The organism is Sphingobacterium detergens, assembly GCF_003610355.1.
GTDB lineage: Bacteria > Bacteroidota > Bacteroidia > Sphingobacteriales > Sphingobacteriaceae > Sphingobacterium > Sphingobacterium detergens.
In genome coordinates this window covers 20,911-42,328 of record NZ_RAPY01000006.1, presented here as the reverse complement: position 1 = coordinate 42,328, position 21,418 = coordinate 20,911, and the positions used below count along the sequence as shown (strand labels likewise).

Genomic DNA, 21,418 nt, shown 5'->3' with positions numbered 1-21,418 from the left:
TAAAAAAGTCCAGATCGACGACGTTGATCTGGACTTTTTTATTGTCTTTGGATAAAACTATCTACAACCGAAATATACCGTAGATAGTCTTTCCGATATCCTTATTTCAATTCCTTGACACCCATATTCCAGAGTGCAAAAGCGTATTTATCAACTGTACTATTGATTAACACCTCTGTAGATCGACCAGCACCATGTCCAGCTTTGGTTTCAATACGAATCAATACAGGGTTATCTCCAGCCTGCTTAGCCTGCAATTCCGATGCAAACTTATACGAGTGTGCAGGAACAACACGGTCGTCATGATCTCCGGTCAATACCATTGTCGCCGGATAACTGACTCCTGTTTTCACATTATGTACAGGCGAATAAGCTTTCAGGTAATCAAACATCTCTTTGCTATCAGCAACCGTACCGTAATCGTATGACCAGCCCGCACCTGCCGTAAAAGTATGGTAACGCAACATATCCAACACGCCAACCTCTGGTAGTGCCACCTTAGCTACTTTAGGGTCAATGGTCATTGTTGCTCCGACAAGTAAGCCACCATTGGAACCTCCCGACAATGCGGTGTATTCAGGTGAAGTATAACCATTTTCTTGTAAATAATGAGCAGCAGCGATAAAATCGTTAAACACATTCAGTTTATTGAACTGTCTACCTCCATCATGCCATTTTTGACCATATTCACCACCACCTCGTAAATTGGGAACAGCATACACACCACCATTTGCCAACCAAACCGCAACGGAAGTACTGAAAGCCGGAGTCAGACTGATATTAAATCCGCCATAACCGTATACAATCGTTGGATTTTTACCATTCAAGGCGATGCCTTTTTTATAGGTAATAATCATTGGAACCTTTGTTCCGTCCTTCGAAGTATAAAAAACTTGCTTCGATTCATATTGGTCGCTGTCAAATTTGACCTTCGGTTTGATATAAAGTGACGATTTTCCTGAATTGACATCAAATTTATAACTGGATGAAGGCGTAATGTAATTTGAGAAACCAAAGTAGATTTCCTTTTCCTTTTTCTTACCCGAAAAACCACTGGCGGTCCCTACACCAGGTAATTCAATCTGTCTGATTTTTTTACCTGTATAATCGTATTGGATAACAACAGAAACAGCATCTTTCAAATAGTTTGCAAATAGATAGCCACCACCGGTACTGATCGAAAGTACATTTTCAGTTTCAGGAATGACATCCTTCCAGTTTTCCTTTGCTGGATTTTTTAGATCTACTTTAACTAATCTATTGTTGGCAGCTTTATAGTTGGTCTCCAATAAGAAAGTATCTCCGATATTATCAACTACGCCTGTATTTGCATCAAAATGATCCTGTAGGCAGATGATCTTGCTATTCGGCTTGCTCAGATCCTGGTAATAAAGTTCATTTCCCGTCGTTGTATTTGCCGCAGAGATAATCAGATAGCGCTGGTCATCTGTTAATGAAGCACCGACATAACGTCTCGGGGTTGCCGAACCGCCAAAAATCAGCTGGTCCGTAGATTGTGCTGTTTTAAGTTTATGGTAATACAATTTATGTTGATCTGTTTTCTCTGAAAGTTCAGACCCTTTGGGTTTATCATAGCTTGAATAGTAAAACCCATCATTACCCTTCCAGGCGATACCTGAGAATTTGACATCAACAAGGGTCTCGCCCACCGGTGCTTTGTCCTTTGCATTCAATACGATCACTTTTCTCCAGTCCGAGCCGCCCTCAGAGATCGAATACGCCACTAGACTTCCGTCCTTTGAAAAAGAAACGTCGGCCAAGGAAGTCGATCCATCTTTCGAAAAAGTATTTGGATCAAGAAAAACTTCCTCCGCTCCATTCTCACCTTGTTTGCGGTAAAGCACAGAATGTTGTTGAAGCCCATTGTTTTTAAAGAAATAGGTATACGCTCCTTCTTTGAAAGGTGTTCCTATTTTTTCATAATTCCAGATTTCCGTTAATTGCTCTTTCAATTTCGACCGGAAAGGAATAGTATTTAGATAATCAAAAGTGACTTTATTTTCGGCCTGAACCCAACTTTTTGTTTCTGCTGAACGGTCGTCTTCCAACCAACGGTAGGGATCGGATACTTTCTCGCCCCAGAATTCGTCTACGACAGTGCCTTGGCTCGTCGTTGGATATTTCAACTGCTGTCCACAAACAGTACTTGCTGTACCTGCCATACCTATCATCATCAGGATAAGGCCAATTTTTTTGTTTATCATAAAAAATTTTATACTTGTTTCATCCAAAAATAACAAATATAATTTCAGAATTCATAGTGCTAATCTCAAGTAAATGTCATTCTCGTCCGTTCAGAAACAATAATTCACTCTTTTCAAAGAACTGACCGTGTATCATATCAATGGATTTTCCGAAATCGTTATTTTTACATCAGCCGAAATTTATTTAGCTTTATTTAAATCTTCTAAATAATTCAACAATGCGCAAAAGAATCGCTTTCCTATACTTGGCCATATCCCTTTCTGCTATCGGTATGAGTCAAGCGCAGCAACTTCCGATAGATCAGCAATATCGTTCCACTCCCACTCGGGTCAACAACCTCGTTCATACCAAACTCGATGTCCATTTTGATTATAAAAATCAATTTTTGAATGGTAAAGAATGGGTCACCCTACAGCCACATTTTTACCCCACAGATTCACTCCGTCTGGATGCCAAAGGCATGGATATCAAACAAATTGCACTGGTCAATGGGCAGCAACTAGTTCCCTTAAAATTCACCTATGACGATAATTCTCTTCTGATCAAATTGGATCGCAATTACCTGTCCAATGAGAAATATACCATCTACCTGGATTATACGGCCAAGCCCAATCTACTAAAAGCACAGGGCAGTGCAGCAATCAATGATGCGAAAGGGCTCTACTTTATTAATCCAGCTGAAAGCACCCCGAATAAACCAAGACAGATCTGGACTCAGGGCGAAACAGAGGCTTCCTCTGCCTGGTTCCCAACCATTGACCGCCCCAACCAAAAGACGACAGCCGAAATTTCAATGACAGTACTGGATAATTATGTCAGTCTGTCCAATGGAGCTCTGGTCAGCCAGCAGAAGAACAATGACGGCACACGTACCGATACCTGGAAAATGGATCTTCCTCATGCGCCCTATCTATTTATGATGGCCGTTGGAGATTTTAAGATCTATCAAGATAAATACAATAATATTCCTGTTGATTATTACCTGGAGCCGAAGTATGCCCCTTATGCGAAGGATATCTTTGGTAAAACACCAGCCATGATGGATTTTTATGGCAAAACCTTGGGAGTCCCTTATCCTTGGAACAAATATGCGCAAATCGTCTGCCGCGATTATGTCTCTGGTGCCATGGAAAACACCACAGCAACCTTACATGGTGAGCATGTGCAAAAGACCAAAAGGGAACTTTTGGATGAAAATGAAGAGGGCACTATTGCCCATGAGTTGTTCCATCAATGGTTTGGGGATCTGGTTACCGCCGAATCCTGGTCCAACTTAACGATGAACGAATCTTTCGCAACTTTTGGTGAAATCATTTGGCATGAGCATGATGGCGGCAAGGAAAAAGGTGATAAATCAAGATTTGAAAAATTACAATCCTATCTCAAATCAACCAAAAATGGCAATAGTCCAGCGCTCGCGCGCTACTATTATCACGATAAAGAAGATATGTTTGACAACATCAGCTACGCCAAGGGCTCATTGATCTTATACGCCTTAAAAGAACAGATGGGTGCTGCTGCCTTTTATCAATCACTCAAAAAATACCTGACCGAGAATTCTTTCAAAACAGGCGAGCCACAACAGCTGCGTCTCACCATGGAGGAAGTGACAGGTAAAGACTGGGCACCTTATTTCAACCAGTGGTACTACAAAGGAGGTCATCCTATCCTCAAAGTGACAACCAAAAATGAAAACAATATACTGAGCCTCAACATCGCTCAGGTGCAAGATTCCGCTGTTCAAACGTTTCAAATACCGCTTGCCATTGACATCTATACCAAAGAAGGCAAAATGAGAAAAACGGTACAGCTCAACAAACGGAATACTCAGCTGACAATTCCCCTAAAAAATACAGTTGAATTTATCGATATCGATCCCGAAAAAACACTTGTCGGTGAGATCCATATTGACAAAACCGAAGCAGATTATCGTTATCAGTATGAGCATGCACCTTCTTTCGCCAACCGTGTCGCTGCAATACTATTTGCCATGAAAAACTCGAAAACAACAGCGGGACGGGAGATACTGACACAGGCACTGGCTGATCCGGATGCAGACCTTGTGGCGACCGCTATTCAGGGGCTCGATCTAACGGATCCAGCTAGCCGGAAATCGACTACGAACATCATTGCTTCATTGGCAGAAAAATCATCCGCTTCCGTCATACGTGCTTCAGCGATCCGAAAGCTGGGACAGATCAAAGATAAAAAGTATAAAAACCTGCTACTTAACGGAGTTAAGGATCAGTCTTATATGGTTATCGCAAGTTCAATCATGGCGATTAAAGACGCCTATCCTGATCAGCTCCAACAGACTTTGAAGCAAATCGATCCCGAGGCTTCGGAATATTTGAAAACCCTCCTGACAGATTTGTCCAAATTGTAAAAAAGATATTGTGGAAGCGAATTTTGTATTCGCTTCCATTTTCTTTAGATTTGGGCACATGTCAACAAGAAAAAAAATCTATTTTGCCTCAGACTTCCATCTAGGATCCTATCCGTTGGAGCATTCGCGCGAAAGAGAGCGATCCATTATTCAATGGCTCGATGCGATCAAGGTCGATGCCGCAGAGCTCTATCTTGTTGGTGATATATTCGATTTTTGGTTTGAATATACGACTGTGGTTCCCAAGGGTTATATACGCTTTTTGGGCAAATTAGCGGAAATTGCCGACCTCGGTATACCGATCACGTTATTTAAAGGCAACCACGATATGTGGATGTTTGATTATCTCAAAAAGGAATTAAATGTTCAGATCGTTGACAATGAACTGGAACTTGTATTAGACAATAAACTTTTTTATATCCACCATGGGGATGGATTGGGTTCCGGTGATTATAAGTACAAATTGCTCAAAAAAGTATTTCGGAGCCGTTTCTGCCAATGGTTATTTGCACGATTGCACCCCAATCTGGGCATAGGAATCGCTACCCGATGGTCCAAACACAGCAGGCTCTCCAATAATGAAGATGAAAAATTCCTGGGCGAAGACAAGGAATGGCTGATCGGTTATGCGAAAGAACTCGAAAGCAAGCAACATCATGATTTTTACCTATTTGGCCACAGACACCTACCCTATGATGTCAAACTAAATCCAGAAAGCCGTGTTGTCAACTTGGGCGAATGGATCAATTATTATACCTACGCGGTATGGGACGGGGAAACTTTAAGTTTGGAAAAATGGGAGAAAAAATCGTAATTTCTTTAGCAGACTGCTTTCAGGGCTACCATTTTCTAAACTCAGACAGCATTGATCGGCTCGACCAGATCAGTCAAAAACTTGTATGTAAGCGGAATAGTGTATTGATCAGGCAAGATAAAATCCAGAAGGACATTTATTTTTTGGCATCTGGATTAGCGCGGGTCTATTATGAAACTGCAGACAGACAGATTACCTTGGATTTTGTATCTCCGGGGGGTACCTTGATCTCGATGAACAGCTATGTACATGACACACCAGGATACGAAAACATTGATCTTCTAGAAGATAGTATTGTCTACCAAATTGACCAAAAACAATTATTTGCGCTCTATGAGAGTGACATTGCCATTGCTAATTGGGGAAGGAAAATGGCTGAGCTAGAATTTATCAAAGCGGAGCAGCGTACGATGTCCAAACTTTTTAATACGGCCCAGGAACGGTATGCCGAGTTGCTCGAAAAATATCCCCAATATATACAGCGGATCAAGCTTGGTTACATCGCCTCATACTTAGGTGTTAGCCAAGTAACCCTCAGCCGTATTCGTGCGAATATCCTTTAAAATTTTTAACATTTGTTAAAATTATTCTGCGGAAAAACGTAGACCTTTGTCCCTGGAACAAAAAAACAGATATATGAACTGGGTATTTTTAATTCTTGGAGGAATATGTGAAATTGGTTTTACAACCTGTTTGGGAAAAGCCAAGGATGCAGAGGGCAGCGAACAATGGCTTTGGTATGGCGCCTTCGTTGTCTTCCTATTTGCGAGTATGGGCTTACTAATCAAAGCAACACAAACACTTCCCCTTGGAACGGCCTACGCTGTGTGGACGGGTATTGGTGCAGTCGGAACAGTTTTAATGGGTATTATCTTCTTTAAAGAACCCGCAGATTTCTGGCGCATATTCTTTATTTTCACGCTGATTGCTTCTATCGTTGGGCTAAAAGCAGTTTCCTCTCATTAATAGCTGGCTAGGTAGTTCAAAAGCAACAAAATTTCCTTACTTTTGTACTCTCAATAGTAATCTAGGTCATAAATTCCTAGAAGAAGCATTTTTGATATATGTTAGATAAATTACAAGCGATCAAAGAAAGATGGGAAGAAGTGGAAGCTGAATTAAGCAACCCTGACACCATGCAAGATATGAAACGTTTTGCCAAATTGAATAAAGAGTACAAAGATTTGGGCAAAATCGTGGATCAATACCATATTTATAGAAATATGGTCAGTAATATTGATACCAATAAGGACATCATCATGAACGAGAAGGATCAGGAACTTCGTGAGATGGCCAAAGAAGAGCTGGATGTTTTATTGGTTGAAAAAGAGGAAAAAGAAGAAGAAATCCGTTTGATGCTCATCCCTAAAGATCCTGAGGATGCCAAAAATGCCATTATCGAGATCCGTGGTGGAACAGGTGGTGATGAGGCGGCTTTATTTGCCGGTGACCTTTACCGTATGTACACGCGTTATTTTGAAACAAAAGGCTGGCGCAATGAGGTGATGGACGTTACTGAAGGAACTTCGGGCGGTTATAAAGAGGTTATCCTTAAAGTAATCGGTGAAGATGCTTATGGTCAATTGAAATATGAGTCTGGTGTACACCGTGTTCAACGTGTCCCTGATACAGAGACACAAGGACGTGTACATACATCAGCAGCTTCAGTTGCCGTATTGCCAGAAGCGGAAGATGTCGACGTAGAGATCAATCCGGGTGATATCGAATTACAGACATCCCGTTCAGGTGGTGCCGGAGGTCAGAACGTCAATAAAGTAGAAACAAAAGTACAATTGACACATAAACCAACAGGTATTGTTGTCGTTTGTCAGGTAGAACGTTCCCAATTGGCAAACCGTGAGTTAGCGATGGAGATGCTTCGTAACAAACTTTATGAGCTTGAACTGAACAAAAAGAACGGTGATATTGCTGCAAAAAGAAAAACTTTGGTCTCTACAGGTGACCGTTCAGCAAAAATCCGTACTTATAACTACCCACAAGGTCGCGTAACTGAACATCGTATTGGTATGACGATGTATAACCTACCGGCGATTATGGATGGTGATATTCAAGGAATTATCGATGCATTGCAGTTTGCGGAGAATGCAGAGAGGATGAAAGACGGTCAGGTAGACTAGTTTTTTTTCAAAAAATCTTTGCAGATACGTAAACAAACGCTATATTTGCACACCTTCTGAGGAGAAGGGTTGAGGTCTGGTAGTTCAGCTGGTTAGAATACATGCCTGTCACGCATGGGGTCGCGGGTTCGAGTCCCGTCCAGACCGCTTCAAAAAAGAGAGTAATCTCGGTAAGTTCTTTAACAGAATAAGTTTTTAAGATTTTTAGGTCTGGTAGTTCAGCTGGTTAGAATACATGCCTGTCACGCATGGGGTCGCGGGTTCGAGTCCCGTCCAGACCGCTAAAAATTATTAAAAACAATCTTTAAGATTTTAGGTCTGGTAGTTCAGCTGGTTAGAATACATGCCTGTCACGCATGGGGTCGCGGGTTCGAGTCCCGTCCAGACCGCTAAAATTTTAAAAAACACACATTGTTGGTCTGGTAGTTCAGCTGGTTAGAATACATGCCTGTCACGCATGGGGTCGCGGGTTCGAGTCCCGTCCAGACCGCCAACAAAAAAAAGCATCATTTGAATAAAATGATGCTTTTTTTTGTTACACGAATTTCCTCATCTATTTTTTTAGTTCATACTGCAACGCTCCCGAAGGACAACGCTTAATCTGATCAATCAGTTCCGCTGTGTTGGCATTTTGAGCCGTAATCCAAGGCCGATCTTTTGGATGATATACCTGTGGCAAACTTTTAACACAGACGGCGGCATGTTCACATCGCTCGGGAATCCAAAGTACAGTGATCTCCCCATTGGGATGATCATATCTAACAATCTTTTCTTCCATAATAAAAATCTCTCCTGAAATACTAATATCAATAACTACGATTTTGTTTTAGGAAATCGGACGTCTTCGTTTGATCATCCTGCTGACACGATAGATCATAAAAATACTCAGCACGGAGAGTAAAACAACAATAATACCCAAGGTTGGATAATGCTCCAATGGACTTTCTTTTGTCTGTTGAACAATGATCACACCGGCGAGTGATGCAGCTACTCCCCCAGCCAACTGTTGCAAGGACGAACTTATGCTCATAAATGCACCCCTATCCTTCATCTCAGGAACCGCACTGATTAAAGCCGAAGAAGGAGTCATGCGACTCAAGATGCCGGCCATCATCAGGATATTCAAAATGACAACAAGATAAAATGGTGTAACCCCCAGATTGGTATAAATCAAGACCACCACCATCAGCCATATTGAAGCTAGCGCAAAGATTTTAAACTTATCATAACGGTCACTCAATTTTCCAACGATAGGCATAATAATCAGTGAGGCAACACCGGATATCATAAATAATAGGGGCAATTGCTCATGACTAACATGTAAATTATTGACGGCAAAGGCACTTCCGAAAGGCATCATCATATAACCACCAATAGAGAGCAACGCTGTCGCGAGAAAACCAATGCGATATTCCTTTTGCGAGAATGTGGACCAAAGGTGCTTAAGTGCAGATTGATGCTTCTGCAAGCCGATATGTGCAGTTATAGGAATCAGTTTAACTGCAATAATAATGACAATGATCAAAGCCATGACAGCGATCCATAAGAAAGCACTATGCCAGCCCCAATTATTGGCTATATATAGACCTATTGGGATCCCCAGCACCTGACTCGCACCAAAGCCCATCTGTACAAAGCCCATGACACGCCCTCTTTGTTGAAGCGTGAATATATCCGTAATAATAGCCATGGAAATCGATCCAATGACACCACCAAACAAACCCGTCACTATACGGGCAGCAACCAAGGTCCAATAATCATTGGCGAAACCACAGAAAAAAGTTCCGACAATAAAACCTGAATAGAAAAACAGCAAGAGCTTCTTCCGATCAAAGCGATCGGCAAAACCAGCAGTCAATAGTCCAGATGCGCCGGCACTAAAAGCATAGGCTGAAACTGCAATGCCAAATTGAGATGGTTTTAGATCGATGGCCTTCATCAAGATATCGCCCATAGGTGACATCACCATAAAATCGAGCACGACGGTAAATTGTGTAATCGCCAGCAAAAACACCACGAGTTTTTGATACGCCGTAAACGGGGCATTCGCCTGTTGGTCTATTTCCATATGATAATGATGATCTTGGTTTAAACTGTGTTAAAAATACACAAGCGCTGGAACATTCTCAGCAATAAGTTTATAAAAATTATTCAACAGGCTTTTTACCCCCTTTAGATCCAGTTTTTTAACGAACCTACAGGATTCAACAGCGCTACTACCGACATTTTCTAACCCTATAGTGTTCTGTCTGCTCCCTGATAGCAGACACTTAACCGTCAGTATTACCATGCAATGAACAGATTCCTTTCATTTATTGAGATGTATTGAATCCGTAGAAACGGAAGCATTTACTGAAACCTGACATATAAAACAAAAAGCCAGCACCCCTGTTCCCAAGTGCTGGCTTTAATCGCATCTCGTTTATGCTCTATTCCGCGATAACAGCAAACTCTGCTCCTGAAGCGAAATCATCGCCACGTTGTGAATTTAATGCGGTAAAGCGAATATAACGTCCCTTGACAGGTTTCTCAAAACGAACGGTTTTGAGTTTTTTATTTCGCTCGAATGTACCCGACATCACATCTTCCCAGTTTTTACCATCTTTACTTACCTGAATTTTATAATCCTTGATATCGCCATTGGCGCCATCTGGCCTCGGCAAAAATGTAAAACCTTTGATAGTCTTCACACTCGCAGCATCGAAATCAACCCAATGCGGATATTGAGCTACGGTGACCGAGTACATTGTATGCCAGATCGACGTAGGATCTCCATCCAATAAGTTCTTGGCATCACCTTCACCCGTCTCCTGACTGGACGCAAAGACCACTTCCATCGGAACTGTTTCGATCTTACTGTATTGTTGTGTTACTTTTAGTTTTTCATTTCCCTGATACCACGCTGTTATTGTTCCGCCCTGACGCAGATCAAAAGAGTTCTTATAGGTATTTGCTTTTCCATTATTCAATGTATACAGTACAGTCTCCGCTTTATTTCCCGAAAGAACAGATACCTCGCCTGTTGAACTTCTAGCGAAAGAAATAGGGGCATCTCCAGCTGTAGCAACATGAGCTTTGGCTAGGTAATCATTTTGCTGGATCGGACGGATAATAAAACCGATTGAAGTAGGAACCGCTTTCACACGGTCTTTTTCCAATGGCGGCCCTTGTCCGCAGCTATTACCCCCGAGACCTGTGACCGCAGCGTCCAAATGCAAATGCACACCGGAGCTCTTTGGTAATTGATAAGGGTGCGGTGCAAATGTCAATTCTAGTTCACTATATTCCAATGCGGACGTAGCGAGATGTTCCTTTGCAATGAAGATCGCTCCTTGTCCATCCTTATTGGTCAAAGATGTCCAACGCACATCCTCATTGTTACTCATATTTTGCGGGTTGGGCCAAGGTACAAATTGATCTTTTACGGTGCTTTTATGTAATTCAATAAATTGCGCCGTCTTACGATCCGCATAGTTATTGATCGGACCACGTCCATAATAGCTGTAGTTACCAAACTCACCTGGCAATTGCAAGGAGTACCCCAATCTTGCCAATACAACACTTGCATTGTTGGAAGTGATACTAGATGATAATTCAATCGAACCATCCTTATATATTGTCCAGATCTGATTGCTTGTAAATTTGAAATCATCATTACCAAATGGCTTATCTGTATGCTCTTTGAGCGTATACGTCCCAGATGTTCCACCTAATAAAGAAGCACCATAGGGAGCTTGTGACTCGATTGTAAATGCCAAAACGACTGTACCATCTTTCTTCGTATAGCTGTTTGAAGACAACACTTTGTGCTTTAAATTATGTAAGCCCTTTTCAAACCATTGCTGATAAGCCCAGTTATCATTATCGACAGGTGCACGCAAAGCATCTAGTTTAGGGCCTTCACCATCCCGTATAATTTGCTTGTTAGCATACGCTAAGCTATAGATTGACCCAGTCTTATTGTCAAATTTTGCAACAAACTGATCCCCTTTTACCACCTGCAACTCACCTTCTTTGGAAAGCACAGGATTTTTTCCATTGGCCACAGACGAAATCAACGGTTTGTTTTCCGCCGCTTTAACAAACAGCTGTTCCTCCATCTGAATAAAGCCTTTATTTGCCCATAGTTTGTCAGCATTAAGCAAAAACTGAACTTTCACAAAATATTCAGATCCGGCATCCAATTTACCATATTCGATCGGTAGGGCAATCTGTTTCTTCTGACGAGCTTTAGGCAAATCAGCAGCTGCTATTGTACCGGTGCTTCCAGCAACAGCAACACCATCTTTGAACAAAGACCATTCGACTTGATAATCACTAAGATCTTTGAAATAGTTTTTATTAAATACCTCAATTTTTCCCTGTTGAATATCGATAGCTTTAACTCCTACATTTTGATAAACCTTTTTGACTTCAAAGTATTGTGGTTTGGGCTTCATATCAGCGAAGATCAATCCATTGTTGACGAATGTACCGTCATTAGGTTTGTCCCCAAAATCACCACCATAAGCTAAAAACCGCTCTCCGGTCTTTTTATCGTAATAATACATGGCCTGATCAATCCAGTCCCAGATTGCCCCACCCATGAAAAAGTTTGTCGACTCAATAGCTTCCCAGTAATCGATCAGGTTACCGACAGCATTTCCCATGGAGTGCGAGTACTCGGAAATATGGAATGGGTACTTCAATTTGTATGTTCCTTTGACAGCCCCTCTGACCCAGTCAATAGATGGGTACTGATTTGAACCCATATCTACTATTGTGTTGTTACGTTCGTATTGGACAGGTCTTGAGGTATCGATTTTCTTGATCGCATCATAGGCGGCTACAAAATTATCTCCAGGACCAGCTTCGTTTCCGAGCGACCAAATCACAATAGATGGATGATTAATGGTCGCATGCACCATTTCGATATTACGTGCCACATGCGCATTTTTCCATTCTGGTACATGAGAAATGGACTCTTTTCCATAATAATATTGATGGCTTTCGATATTGGCCTCATCCTCAAGATAGATACCATATTTGTCACAGAGGTAATACCAATATGGAGGCTCTGGATAATGTGAATTACGCACATGATTGATATTGGCGCTTTTCATCAACTTCACTTCAGCTTCCATTTGCTCCCGGGTAACGACTTTTCCATGTTCAGGATTTGTCTCATGGCGATTGACACCTTTCAGTTTAACCGTTTTGCCGTTGATGTAGTAATAACGTCCAGCAAGGCCAAATTCGTCGTCAGACGCTTTGGTATCTTTAATTTCAACCTTCCGAAATCCGACATAGGTAGAAACAGTCTCAATCGTTTTATTTTTTTTGTCCTTCAATTCGGCTACCAATGTATACCGATAGGGAAGTTCAGCGGACCATTTATCTGGATTTTTTACCGCTAATGTCGCTTCAATACTGTTCGAAGCCTTCGCATCCAATTGCGGAACAACAGCTGATGCTTCAGCCTGGTCTACAAGTGTATTCTCATCACTATAAAGTTTATTCTTATATAAGGAATAGACAAGCTTATAACCCTCGGCTTTCTTATCGCTCAAATTACGGACGGTACCCGTAATTTTTAACGTACCATTTTCGTAGCGATCATCCAATGTTGGAATTGCTGCCAGATCACGGACTTGGATTTTGGGTGTTGAAGTCAATGAGACATCGCGAAATATTCCCGGTAGTCGAAACATATCCTGGTCTTCCAGGAATGAAGCGTCCGAACTCCGATATACCTCTACAGCCAATACGTTCTCTCCACCTTTTTTTAAGAAAGCAGAGATATTAAAGGAAGCAAGATTTCTTGAATTTTTCGAAAACCCTACATATTTACCATTTATCCAGAGATAGAAAAAAGAGTCTACTCCATCAAAATTGAGAAATACCTCACGACCATCCCAATCCTTTGGGACCGTAAAATTACGGCGGTATGACCCCACTTCATTGCGGTATATATAAGTCGTCCAATCTTGTGGCGGTGTACGCATTACCCCTCCACGCCAATCATCCACCTTTACCTGATGTTGAAAAATCACCCGTTGGTTGGTATAGATAGGCACACCGTATTTTAAGCTGCCATCCTTTTGAATACCGTAGATATTCCAGCTCATTGGAACAGGTACAGATTCCCAAGCATTGACATCATATTTGGGATCGTAAAATTCTTTTGGACGTTCCTCGGGCGTCTTTACCCAATGAAACTTCCAGGAACCATTGAGTGAGCGCCAAAAGTTACTATGCTCAGGAAGTACTTTTCGCGCATTTTCTACGTTTGAAAAGGAAAAGAACGAAGCATGTGGCAGTTCTTTGTTGAGCGATAATAACTGTGGTGATTCCCATTCATTACCTTTTGGAGATAAGATATCTTCATACTGGAAACCTTCGATATGTGGTGTAAAAGACTGTCCCACTGTCAAGGTCGAATGAAGAGCCAGCAATGAGGTCAGTAACGTGGAAAAAATAACTGATTTTCTTAACATAATGTATTTAAGCATTTTAGTTCAGGAAACCAAATGTAACTTCATTTTATAGGAATAACAAGCAGATTATTAAAGCACTCGATTGCGAAACTTTTTCGATACATAAATAAACAACGGATGATTCAAGGATCATCTGAAAATCGAAGCAAAAACAAATGCTTTCGGTTTCAGGGAATAAGCAGTATTTTTGGGCATAGATTTCGCATTAAACAAATAAAAGTTTACGTTTGAAAATATTTTGAAGATTTTCATTTTTCAAAGGGTTACAATTTAGGCATTAAGGTATTAATAGGTGAGTAAATTCAGTAAATCAGTCCTGCTAGAAAATGATGAGCAGATCATTGAAGGCCTCAAGGAAGGCAATAGCTTGGCGATAGATAGTATCTATAAACGATATTATCCATCCATAAGCCATATGATACTGCAAAACAATGGAAGTGAGGATGAAGCAAAAGATATCTTTCAGGAGGCTGTAATTGTGCTCTACGATAAAGTTGCCAAAGGTGACTTTGAGCTCAGCAGCAAACTCAAAACATATCTTTACTCGATTTGCCGAAGGCTTTGGCTTAAGCAACTCAATCGTGCGGGTTTTGGCAATAGTGACATTAGCGGTTATGAAGACTCCTTATTTGAGGAAGAAGATTTACAACAGCACCAGGAACTTGAAAAAAAGTTCGATCAAATGGAACTTGCGCTAGAGAAAATGGGTGAACCCTGTAAGACGATCTTACATGATTTCTATATCTTAAACCACTCGATGCAGGACATCTGTGAAAAATTTGGTTATACCAATACAGATAATGCCAAGACTCAAAAATATAAATGCCTTCAACGGCTGAAAAAAATATTTTTTTCAACAGATTAAAATTTGAGTAACACCATGGGAACAATGAATCAAAAAGAATTTTTCGAATTGGCTGACCAATATCTCCGCGGGGAATTACCTGCAGCGGAAAAAGTGGCATTCGAATCTTTTTGTGCTGAAAACCCTTCGTATGCTGCCCAATTACAACAACACCGTGACTTTGTTACCAATATGAAGGAAACTAGCCAGAGGCTTGATTTCAAAAATGTATTGGCCAACTCAGCCAAGGAATATCATAAATCCCAAGGTACAACCACGAAAGTGGTTCCGATGAAACAGTCTACTGTTATTTCTCTTTGGGAGCGGATCAAAGCAAGCTCTTTAGTAGCTGCAGTTGTGGCAGTATTTGCGGTATTTGGCACCTTATGGCTAAGTGGCTATTATAGCAACTTGGAAAAAGCCTCTTCAGATTACAGCGCATTACGTCGTGACATGAATAATGTCAAAAAGAACGTCAATGCACATAACGCTGCGATCAAAGATATCAATGATAAAAAGTCGGTTAAAAGTAGCGAAAGCCAATTTGGAGCGACAGGTTTTATGTTGACAACAGATGGTTATGTGGTAACCAACTATCACGTTATCAGTGGCGCAGACTCCATTTATCTGCAAAATGGTAAAGGTGAATCTTACAAAGCACAAGTTGTTCACACCGATGCCAGCAAAGATTTAGCAATCTTATATATCGCCGACAAAAACTTCAAAAAGGCTAAAAGCTTACCTTATACCTTCAAAACGTCTACTTCAGATTTAGGCGAGGATATCTATACAATCGGCTTCCCTCGTGATGAAGCAGTATATGGACAAGGATACTTAAGCTCTTCAACAGGTTATGCGGGTGACACCATTGCTTATCAAATATCCGTCCCTGTCAATCCAGGAAACAGCGGTGGTCCGGTCCTAGATAGTAAAGGGAATGTGATCGGTATTATTTCAGGTAAACAAAGAGGAATAGATGGTGCTGCTTTTGCCATCAAAACCAAGTCAATCATGAATGCCCTTGCTGATATCCCTAGCGACTCATTAACCGCAGGCGTAAAAATCAATAGGAAAAATGCATTGGCAGGTCTACCAAGAACCGAACAGATCAAAAAATTACAAGACTATATCTATATGGTTAAGGTCTATTAAGACTGTAATCTTATCATATTTATAAAAAGGCGGTACATAAGTACCGCCTTTTCTTTTGACCTTCGGTCACTTTCCCTTTTTAGTATGCTGCCTATATCTTTCTGCTGTATCGTTTACAGGTACAAATCCAAGTTTCAACAGCTATTCATGAAGCAATTTTAATGTTGGAACATGAGCGATCAGAATTCCAGATCGTAAGGAATATATCCTGCATGAAAGATATGCTTTCAGTAGATTGACAGGTCCGAATAAGTTGAACAAACTTGCGTATAGAATAGGCTCTAAAATGAAAAACGTCAGATCTTTTTGGATCTGACGTTTTGTATACCTCTAAATTTAACCTAATTGCTTATAGATTAGGCTGCGGGGTTGTTCTTAAATAAGGCTTGATTTCCTTAAATCCTTTTGGGAATTTTGCTGGAATATCTTCCGTCTTAATGGCAGGTACCACAATCACGTCTTCACCATGCTTCCAATCCGCCGGTGTAGCCACCTGATAATCTGCTGTCAACTGTAATGAATCTATTACCCGTAAGATTTCATCAAAATTACGTCCAGTAGATGCAGGGTATGTCAAGGTCAATTTTATTTTTTTATCTGGGCCAATAATGAAAACCGAACGTACAGTAGCTGTCAAAGAAGCATTCGGATGAATCATATCATACAGCTCAGAAATATGCCGATCCTCATCTGCAATAACAGGAAAATTCACCTCCGTTTGTTGCGTTTCATTGATATCCTTGATCCAGTTCAAATGATCGTTTACATTATCTACACTTAACGCAATCGCTTTAACGCCTCTTTTGTCAAATTCAGACTTCAATTTCGCTGTACGCCCCAACTCAGTTGTACATACAGGGGTATAATCAGAAGGATGTGAAAAAAACACCACCCAGCTATCTTTAATATAATCGTGAAAATCGATTTCACCAATAGTCGTTTGCGCTTTAAAATTTGGCGCTTCGTCTCCTAATCTTAAACTCATAATCTTATCTTTTAAATATGTTCAAAACCACATACTCTACAAATATAGTAGATTAAATTTAGCAAACAAATAATTCCCTACTTTTTTAAATTGAGATGAAAAAACGCCAATTAAATACTATGCAAGCATAATATATATTTTGTATATTTGGTTATAAGCTAGCAGTTTCCCTAACAAAGGACTGAAATTAGCGCCAACGCCGCGATACCAAAACATTTTTTGCTTCGCGACGATTAAGTAAAGAGTTACAGTTGTGATAAGTTATAGACCATAAAATTGAGATATCATGAACTTTGAATTAAGCGAAGAACATAAAATGATCCGTGATGCAGCACGGGAGTTTGCCCAAGAACTAAAAGCGGGTGTAATACAACGGGATGAAGAAGCCAAATTTCCGACAGATTTTGTCAAACAGATGGCCGACCTTGGATTTATGGGTATCATGACACCGGAAGCCTATGGTGGTGCTGGTATGGACACCCTGGCTTACGTACTTGTATTAGAGGAAATCGCCAAAATTGATGCATCCGCAGCCGTTATTGTTTCCGCTCACAATTCTTTGGTACTCTATGGACTGAATGCTTTTGGAACAGAAGAGCAAAAACAAAAATACCTTGTTCCATTGGCTAAAGGCGCAAAACTGGGCGCATTTGCACTCTCAGAGCCTGAAGCTGGATCGGACGCCTCCTCACAACATACAACAGCCGAAGACAAAGGTGACCACTACCTACTGAATGGTACGAAGAACTGGATTACCAATGGCGGTCACGCCGATATTTACCTCGTCATTGCACAGACTCATCCAGAAAAAGGCCATAAAGGAATCAATGTATTGATCGTTGAAAAAGGATTACCTGGATTCACAATTGGACCAAAAGAAAATAAATTGGGAATCCGAAGTTCTGATACCCATTCGTTGCTATTTTCGGATGTTAAAGTACCCAAGGAAAATCGTATCGGTGAGGATGGTTTTGGGTTCAAATTTGCCATGAAAACACTCGATGGAGGACGTATAGGTATCGCAGCACAAGCATTGGGTATTGCAGCAGGAGCATATAATCTAGCGCTTGCCTATTCCAAAGAACGTAAAACATTTGGCAAGCCAATTTCAGAACATCAGGCGATCCAATTTAAACTGGCCGATATGGAAGTAGATATCGAAACGGCGAGGCTATTAACCTATAAAGCGGCATGGACCAAAGATCAAGGTCTACCTTATGGAAAAGAAGCTGCGATGGCCAAGCTACACGCTTCTGAAGTAGCCATGAAACATACTGTCGAAGCTGTCCAGGTCCATGGCGGTTATGGTTATGTGAAAGAATATCATGTAGAAAGATTAATGCGTGATGCCAAGATCACACAGATCTATGAGGGTACTTCTGAGATACAACGACTGGTTATTGCACGGGAAATCTTACGTTAAGCATGTCCATCGTATAACTTAAAATAAAAAATCCTGTCCCTTTCTTTGAGAAGGGACAGGATTTTTTATTGATTATTCAATTTACCATCGATCATCGACAGGTATTGATAATCCTGAAAAGAGAAACTCGCCGTCTCAGCCATAGCCAAGTTTAAGATGAGCTTTGCTTTTCGCAATAAATTCTGTTGTTCTTCACCCTTAGCATTCAAGCCATCAAATAGTAAGGTCAATGCCAGTGGGTGTAACTGCTGTGCCTGAAGTTCCGCTTTTGAATAGGTCGTCAGTTCGCTTTCGGAAAGTCCCAAAAAATATCCCCTACTCTTTTCAAAGAACTTTTCATAAGCACCTTCAAAAACTGTCGGATCCGTCGGTTCCGTAAAAGCATCATGCCCTTCCGTCCAAATACGCAGAAATTTACCAATTTCCTCGATCCAGTTCATCAATACATCTTTCTTAAAACTTAATCCCATAGTCTTTTCTTATCGAATCTGCCCATTGCCACGGACAATCCATTTTTCTGTTACCAACTTCTCCAATGCAAAAGGGCCACGTGCGTGCAGTTTTTGTGTTGAAATGCCGATTTCTGCTCCCAATCCAAACTCACCACCATCGGTAAAACGAGTTGAAGCATTCGCATATACCGCCGCTGCGTCCACTGCATTCAAAAATCGTTCGATAGTCAATTCATGCGAAGACACAATACACTCCGAATGTTTTGATGAATATTTTTCGATATGTTCCAAAGCTTCATCCAATCCATTGACTGTTTTTATCGAACACTTCAAATCTAGAAATTCTCTTCCAAAATCTGCTTCTTCGGCCGCCACTAAATTTGAAAATTTTTGATGCGCCAATAATTTATAGGCAATGGGGTCTGCAAACACTTCCACCGAAGCATTTTCAAAGTAAGGTGCTAGTTTAACTAAAAATTCTGGTGCCACCTCCTTATCCACTAAAACCGTATCCAAAGAATTACAGACCGATGGTCTGGAGATCTTTGCATTGGCTACTATTTTTGCGGCCATCTCGAGATCAGCAGTTTTATCCACATAAGTATGACATACACCAGCACCAGTTTCTATAACAGGGACTTTCGCATTTTCCCGAACAAAATCTATCAGGGACTGTGAACCGCGTGGAATAATAATATCGACATATTTAGTAGCCTCCAGCAATTCCGATACATGTTTACGCGCTACAGGCAGCAATTGCACAATGTCTGTGGGAATACCTTTTGCTTCTAATACACGATGGATAACGCGCAGCAAGGCCTCGTTTGTATATTGCGCATCAGAACCACCTCTCAACAAACAAACATTACCAGACTGGATACAAAGCGCCGCTACATCTATTGTAACATTCGGGCGGGACTCATAGATCACACCAACAACACCAAGCGGGACAGTTATTTTCTCTATTTCCAATCCATTGGGTAAAATTTTCTTGAGCAACAGCTGATCGGTCGGATCTGCTAAATCAGCAATCTGTTTTACGCTAGCTGATAGTGCCTGTAAGCGATCACTATTCAGCAGAAGACGATCTTTCTTTGGATCTCCATCATCCATACGATCCAGGTCAATTTTATTCGCATGCAGGATTAGAGCCTCTTCTTCAACAAGTGCCGCAGCGATAGCCTCCAAAGTGGCCTTTTTAGCATCTGGAGCAAATTGTTGCAAGAATTGTTTCGCTCTAGCTGCCGCCTTCAATTGTTCAATTATTGATTCACTCATAACAATACGATATCATTTGCATGCGCAATTTCTAAATTCTTTTTACTGGACTGAGATAACAACGATGAATCCATTTTTGCCCGGGCCACAGCCACTGTCAGACCATCGAGGTTCACAATGTTCAGCACCTCTCCTTTCTCAAAATGCTCAACAATACGCGTTACACCAACGGCAAGTAAGCTTTTATGCTTCAACAAAGCCTCCTCAGCACCTCGGTCCACCATCAGCTCACCCTTAATTAGACTTCCACTCGCCAACCATTTTTTTCGTGAGGAGATCTTTTTACTCTCCGGCAAGCACAAGGTACCTGTCTCATGTTTGATCGCTTTCGTGATCGCATCTTCAGTCTGCATACTAAAAATAACTACTTCAATTCCCATCTGATTAGCTAGGCGTGCAAAATTCAATTTTGAGGTCATCCCCCCTAATCCTACCGCAGATTTATCCTTCCTAGCCAATCCCAGAACATCCCGGTCAATGGTTTCGATCTTTTCTATGATTTTATTATTTGCATCCAATACACCTGGAACAGAAGTACTAAACAGTAATTTTTCAGCACCAAATCCAACAGCAATCAACGTAGCCAGTTCATCATTATCCGAGAACTTCAACTCTTTATTGCTCACCACATCATTTTCGTTTGCTATCGGGATAACATTGTTGCGCCACAGTTCCTCATAGGTATTCTTTAATTGGAGGAACTGGTCCCGATTGGAAAAATGATGTCTTTCACATAGGCTTTGCGCCAATGAAATCTTAAAAGGCCTGAAGTAGGTGGAATACGTATTAATCAATATCGGATTTCCGATGGCGGCAGCGGCCTTCCGCTCCGACAATGTGCCCGTATAACTGGGGAGAAAACGCTTGCCGGCAGCAACAGCACCTGAAGATACCAGGACAATATTGTACTTCTTCTGCAGAGAAGCAATCTGCCGGGCAACCTCCAAAACAATACGTTCATCAACTTCTCCCTCTTTCGTGGTAATAGAAGCCGATCCAAATTTGACAACGAGAATAGGCTTTTTCATTGTAAGTATGCTTTAGTTTAGATTAAAGCCCTAATTTACTGAGAAGAATTTGATTTTTGCAAAATATGTTAATAATTGAACAATATTGCGCAATAAAATGCCACCTATTTTTAAGCAGGTAAGCCACCTTCGCACGAAAAATAGATCGTAAGGAAAGGCTATCCAAAGAAGTAAAAGTCCCCTCCTGAGCATTGAATATTCAGTAAGAAACCATAG

The 21,418-nt window shown here is 41.0% G+C and carries 16 protein-coding genes and 4 tRNA genes; 12 read left to right on the top strand and 8 right to left on the bottom strand.

Annotated features, from left to right (window positions below):
- Nucleotides 1–101: 101 nt before the first annotated feature.
- The gene (locus DFQ12_RS22970; RefSeq protein WP_120261398.1) at nucleotides 102–2,225 is read right to left on the bottom strand and encodes a prolyl oligopeptidase family serine peptidase; all 2,124 of its coding nucleotides are present in this window, start codon (nucleotides 2,223–2,225) and stop codon (nucleotides 102–104) included.
- A gap of 218 nt (nucleotides 2,226–2,443) precedes the next feature.
- Here DFQ12_RS22970 and DFQ12_RS22965 point away from each other — a divergent pair, with 218 nt between their 5' ends.
- The 9 genes from DFQ12_RS22965 to DFQ12_RS22925 all read left to right on the top strand — a co-directional run bounded on the left by DFQ12_RS22965 (nucleotide 2,444) and on the right by DFQ12_RS22925 (nucleotide 8,057).
- Nucleotides 2,444–4,612 (top strand): M1 family metallopeptidase, encoded by a 2,169-nt coding sequence (locus DFQ12_RS22965; protein WP_120261397.1) that lies wholly within the window; start codon nucleotides 2,444–2,446, stop codon nucleotides 4,610–4,612.
- Nucleotides 4,613–4,670: 58 nt separating this feature from the next.
- The gene (locus DFQ12_RS22960; RefSeq protein WP_120261396.1) at nucleotides 4,671–5,426 is read left to right on the top strand and encodes a UDP-2,3-diacylglucosamine diphosphatase; all 756 of its coding nucleotides are present in this window, start codon (nucleotides 4,671–4,673) and stop codon (nucleotides 5,424–5,426) included.
- Nucleotides 5,408–5,989, top strand: a complete 582-nt coding sequence (locus DFQ12_RS22955) for a Crp/Fnr family transcriptional regulator (protein ID WP_167457339.1) — start codon at nucleotides 5,408–5,410, stop codon at nucleotides 5,987–5,989. Before DFQ12_RS22960 ends, DFQ12_RS22955 begins: the two co-directional genes overlap by 19 nt.
- A gap of 73 nt (nucleotides 5,990–6,062) precedes the next feature.
- Nucleotides 6,063–6,392: a DMT family transporter gene (locus DFQ12_RS22950; RefSeq protein ID WP_108636081.1), complete on the top strand. Its 330-nt coding sequence runs from the start codon at nucleotides 6,063–6,065 to the stop codon at nucleotides 6,390–6,392.
- A 98-nt stretch (nucleotides 6,393–6,490) separates the two neighbouring features.
- Nucleotides 6,491–7,564, top strand: coding sequence for a peptide chain release factor 1 (prfA, locus tag DFQ12_RS22945; RefSeq protein WP_120261394.1), 1,074 nt, complete (start codon nucleotides 6,491–6,493; stop codon nucleotides 7,562–7,564).
- Nucleotides 7,565–7,637: 73 nt separating this feature from the next.
- Nucleotides 7,638–7,711, top strand: a tRNA-Asp gene (locus DFQ12_RS22940).
- A 60-nt stretch (nucleotides 7,712–7,771) separates the two neighbouring features.
- Nucleotides 7,772–7,845 (top strand) — tRNA-Asp (locus DFQ12_RS22935).
- Nucleotides 7,846–7,879: 34 nt separating this feature from the next.
- Nucleotides 7,880–7,953, top strand: a tRNA-Asp gene (locus DFQ12_RS22930).
- Nucleotides 7,954–7,980: 27 nt separating this feature from the next.
- A tRNA-Asp gene (locus tag DFQ12_RS22925) sits at nucleotides 7,981–8,057 on the top strand.
- Between the two features lie 60 nt (nucleotides 8,058–8,117).
- Here DFQ12_RS22925 and DFQ12_RS22920 read toward each other — a convergent pair.
- From DFQ12_RS22920 to DFQ12_RS22910, 3 genes are all read right to left on the bottom strand, one after another.
- On the bottom strand, nucleotides 8,118–8,342 hold the full coding sequence (locus DFQ12_RS22920; RefSeq protein ID WP_120261393.1) for a (4Fe-4S)-binding protein: 225 nt from the start codon (nucleotides 8,340–8,342) through the stop codon (nucleotides 8,118–8,120).
- Between the two features lie 48 nt (nucleotides 8,343–8,390).
- Complete coding sequence (locus tag DFQ12_RS22915) at nucleotides 8,391–9,632, bottom strand: MFS transporter (protein WP_120261392.1); 1,242 nt, start codon at nucleotides 9,630–9,632, stop codon at nucleotides 8,391–8,393.
- 361 nt (nucleotides 9,633–9,993) lie between these two features.
- Complete coding sequence (locus tag DFQ12_RS22910; RefSeq protein ID WP_120261391.1) at nucleotides 9,994–14,040, bottom strand: glycoside hydrolase family 2 TIM barrel-domain containing protein; 4,047 nt, start codon at nucleotides 14,038–14,040, stop codon at nucleotides 9,994–9,996.
- Between the two features lie 292 nt (nucleotides 14,041–14,332).
- Here DFQ12_RS22910 and DFQ12_RS22905 point away from each other — a divergent pair, with 292 nt between their 5' ends.
- Complete coding sequence (locus tag DFQ12_RS22905; protein WP_120261390.1) at nucleotides 14,333–14,905, top strand: RNA polymerase sigma factor; 573 nt, start codon at nucleotides 14,333–14,335, stop codon at nucleotides 14,903–14,905.
- 24 nt (nucleotides 14,906–14,929) lie between these two features.
- A complete protein-coding gene (locus tag DFQ12_RS22900; RefSeq protein WP_244211828.1) occupies nucleotides 14,930–16,036 on the top strand; it encodes a S1 family peptidase in 1,107 nt (368 codons plus the stop codon).
- Between the two features lie 349 nt (nucleotides 16,037–16,385).
- Here DFQ12_RS22900 and DFQ12_RS22895 read toward each other — a convergent pair whose 3' ends face one another.
- Nucleotides 16,386–17,021: a peroxiredoxin gene (locus DFQ12_RS22895; protein ID WP_077438013.1), complete on the bottom strand. Its 636-nt coding sequence runs from the start codon at nucleotides 17,019–17,021 to the stop codon at nucleotides 16,386–16,388.
- A 286-nt stretch (nucleotides 17,022–17,307) separates the two neighbouring features.
- On the opposite strand from DFQ12_RS22895, the gene DFQ12_RS22890 reads away from it, so the two are divergent.
- Nucleotides 17,308–18,444, top strand: coding sequence for an acyl-CoA dehydrogenase (locus DFQ12_RS22890; RefSeq protein WP_120261388.1), 1,137 nt, complete (start codon nucleotides 17,308–17,310; stop codon nucleotides 18,442–18,444).
- A gap of 65 nt (nucleotides 18,445–18,509) precedes the next feature.
- On the opposite strand, the gene DFQ12_RS22885 is transcribed toward DFQ12_RS22890, so the two are convergent.
- From DFQ12_RS22885 to proB, 3 genes are read right to left on the bottom strand one after another with little or no spacing between them, the layout of a single operon-like run.
- Entirely contained in the window at nucleotides 18,510–18,914 is a 405-nt protein-coding gene (locus DFQ12_RS22885) for a hypothetical protein (RefSeq protein ID WP_120261387.1), read from the bottom strand.
- A gap of 9 nt (nucleotides 18,915–18,923) precedes the next feature.
- Complete coding sequence (locus DFQ12_RS22880; protein WP_120261386.1) at nucleotides 18,924–20,174, bottom strand: glutamate-5-semialdehyde dehydrogenase; 1,251 nt, start codon at nucleotides 20,172–20,174, stop codon at nucleotides 18,924–18,926.
- Nucleotides 20,171–21,202, bottom strand: coding sequence for a glutamate 5-kinase (gene proB, locus DFQ12_RS22875; protein ID WP_120261385.1), 1,032 nt, complete (start codon nucleotides 21,200–21,202; stop codon nucleotides 20,171–20,173). Before proB ends, DFQ12_RS22880 begins: the two co-directional genes overlap by 4 nt.
- Nucleotides 21,203–21,418 lie beyond the last annotated feature (216 nt).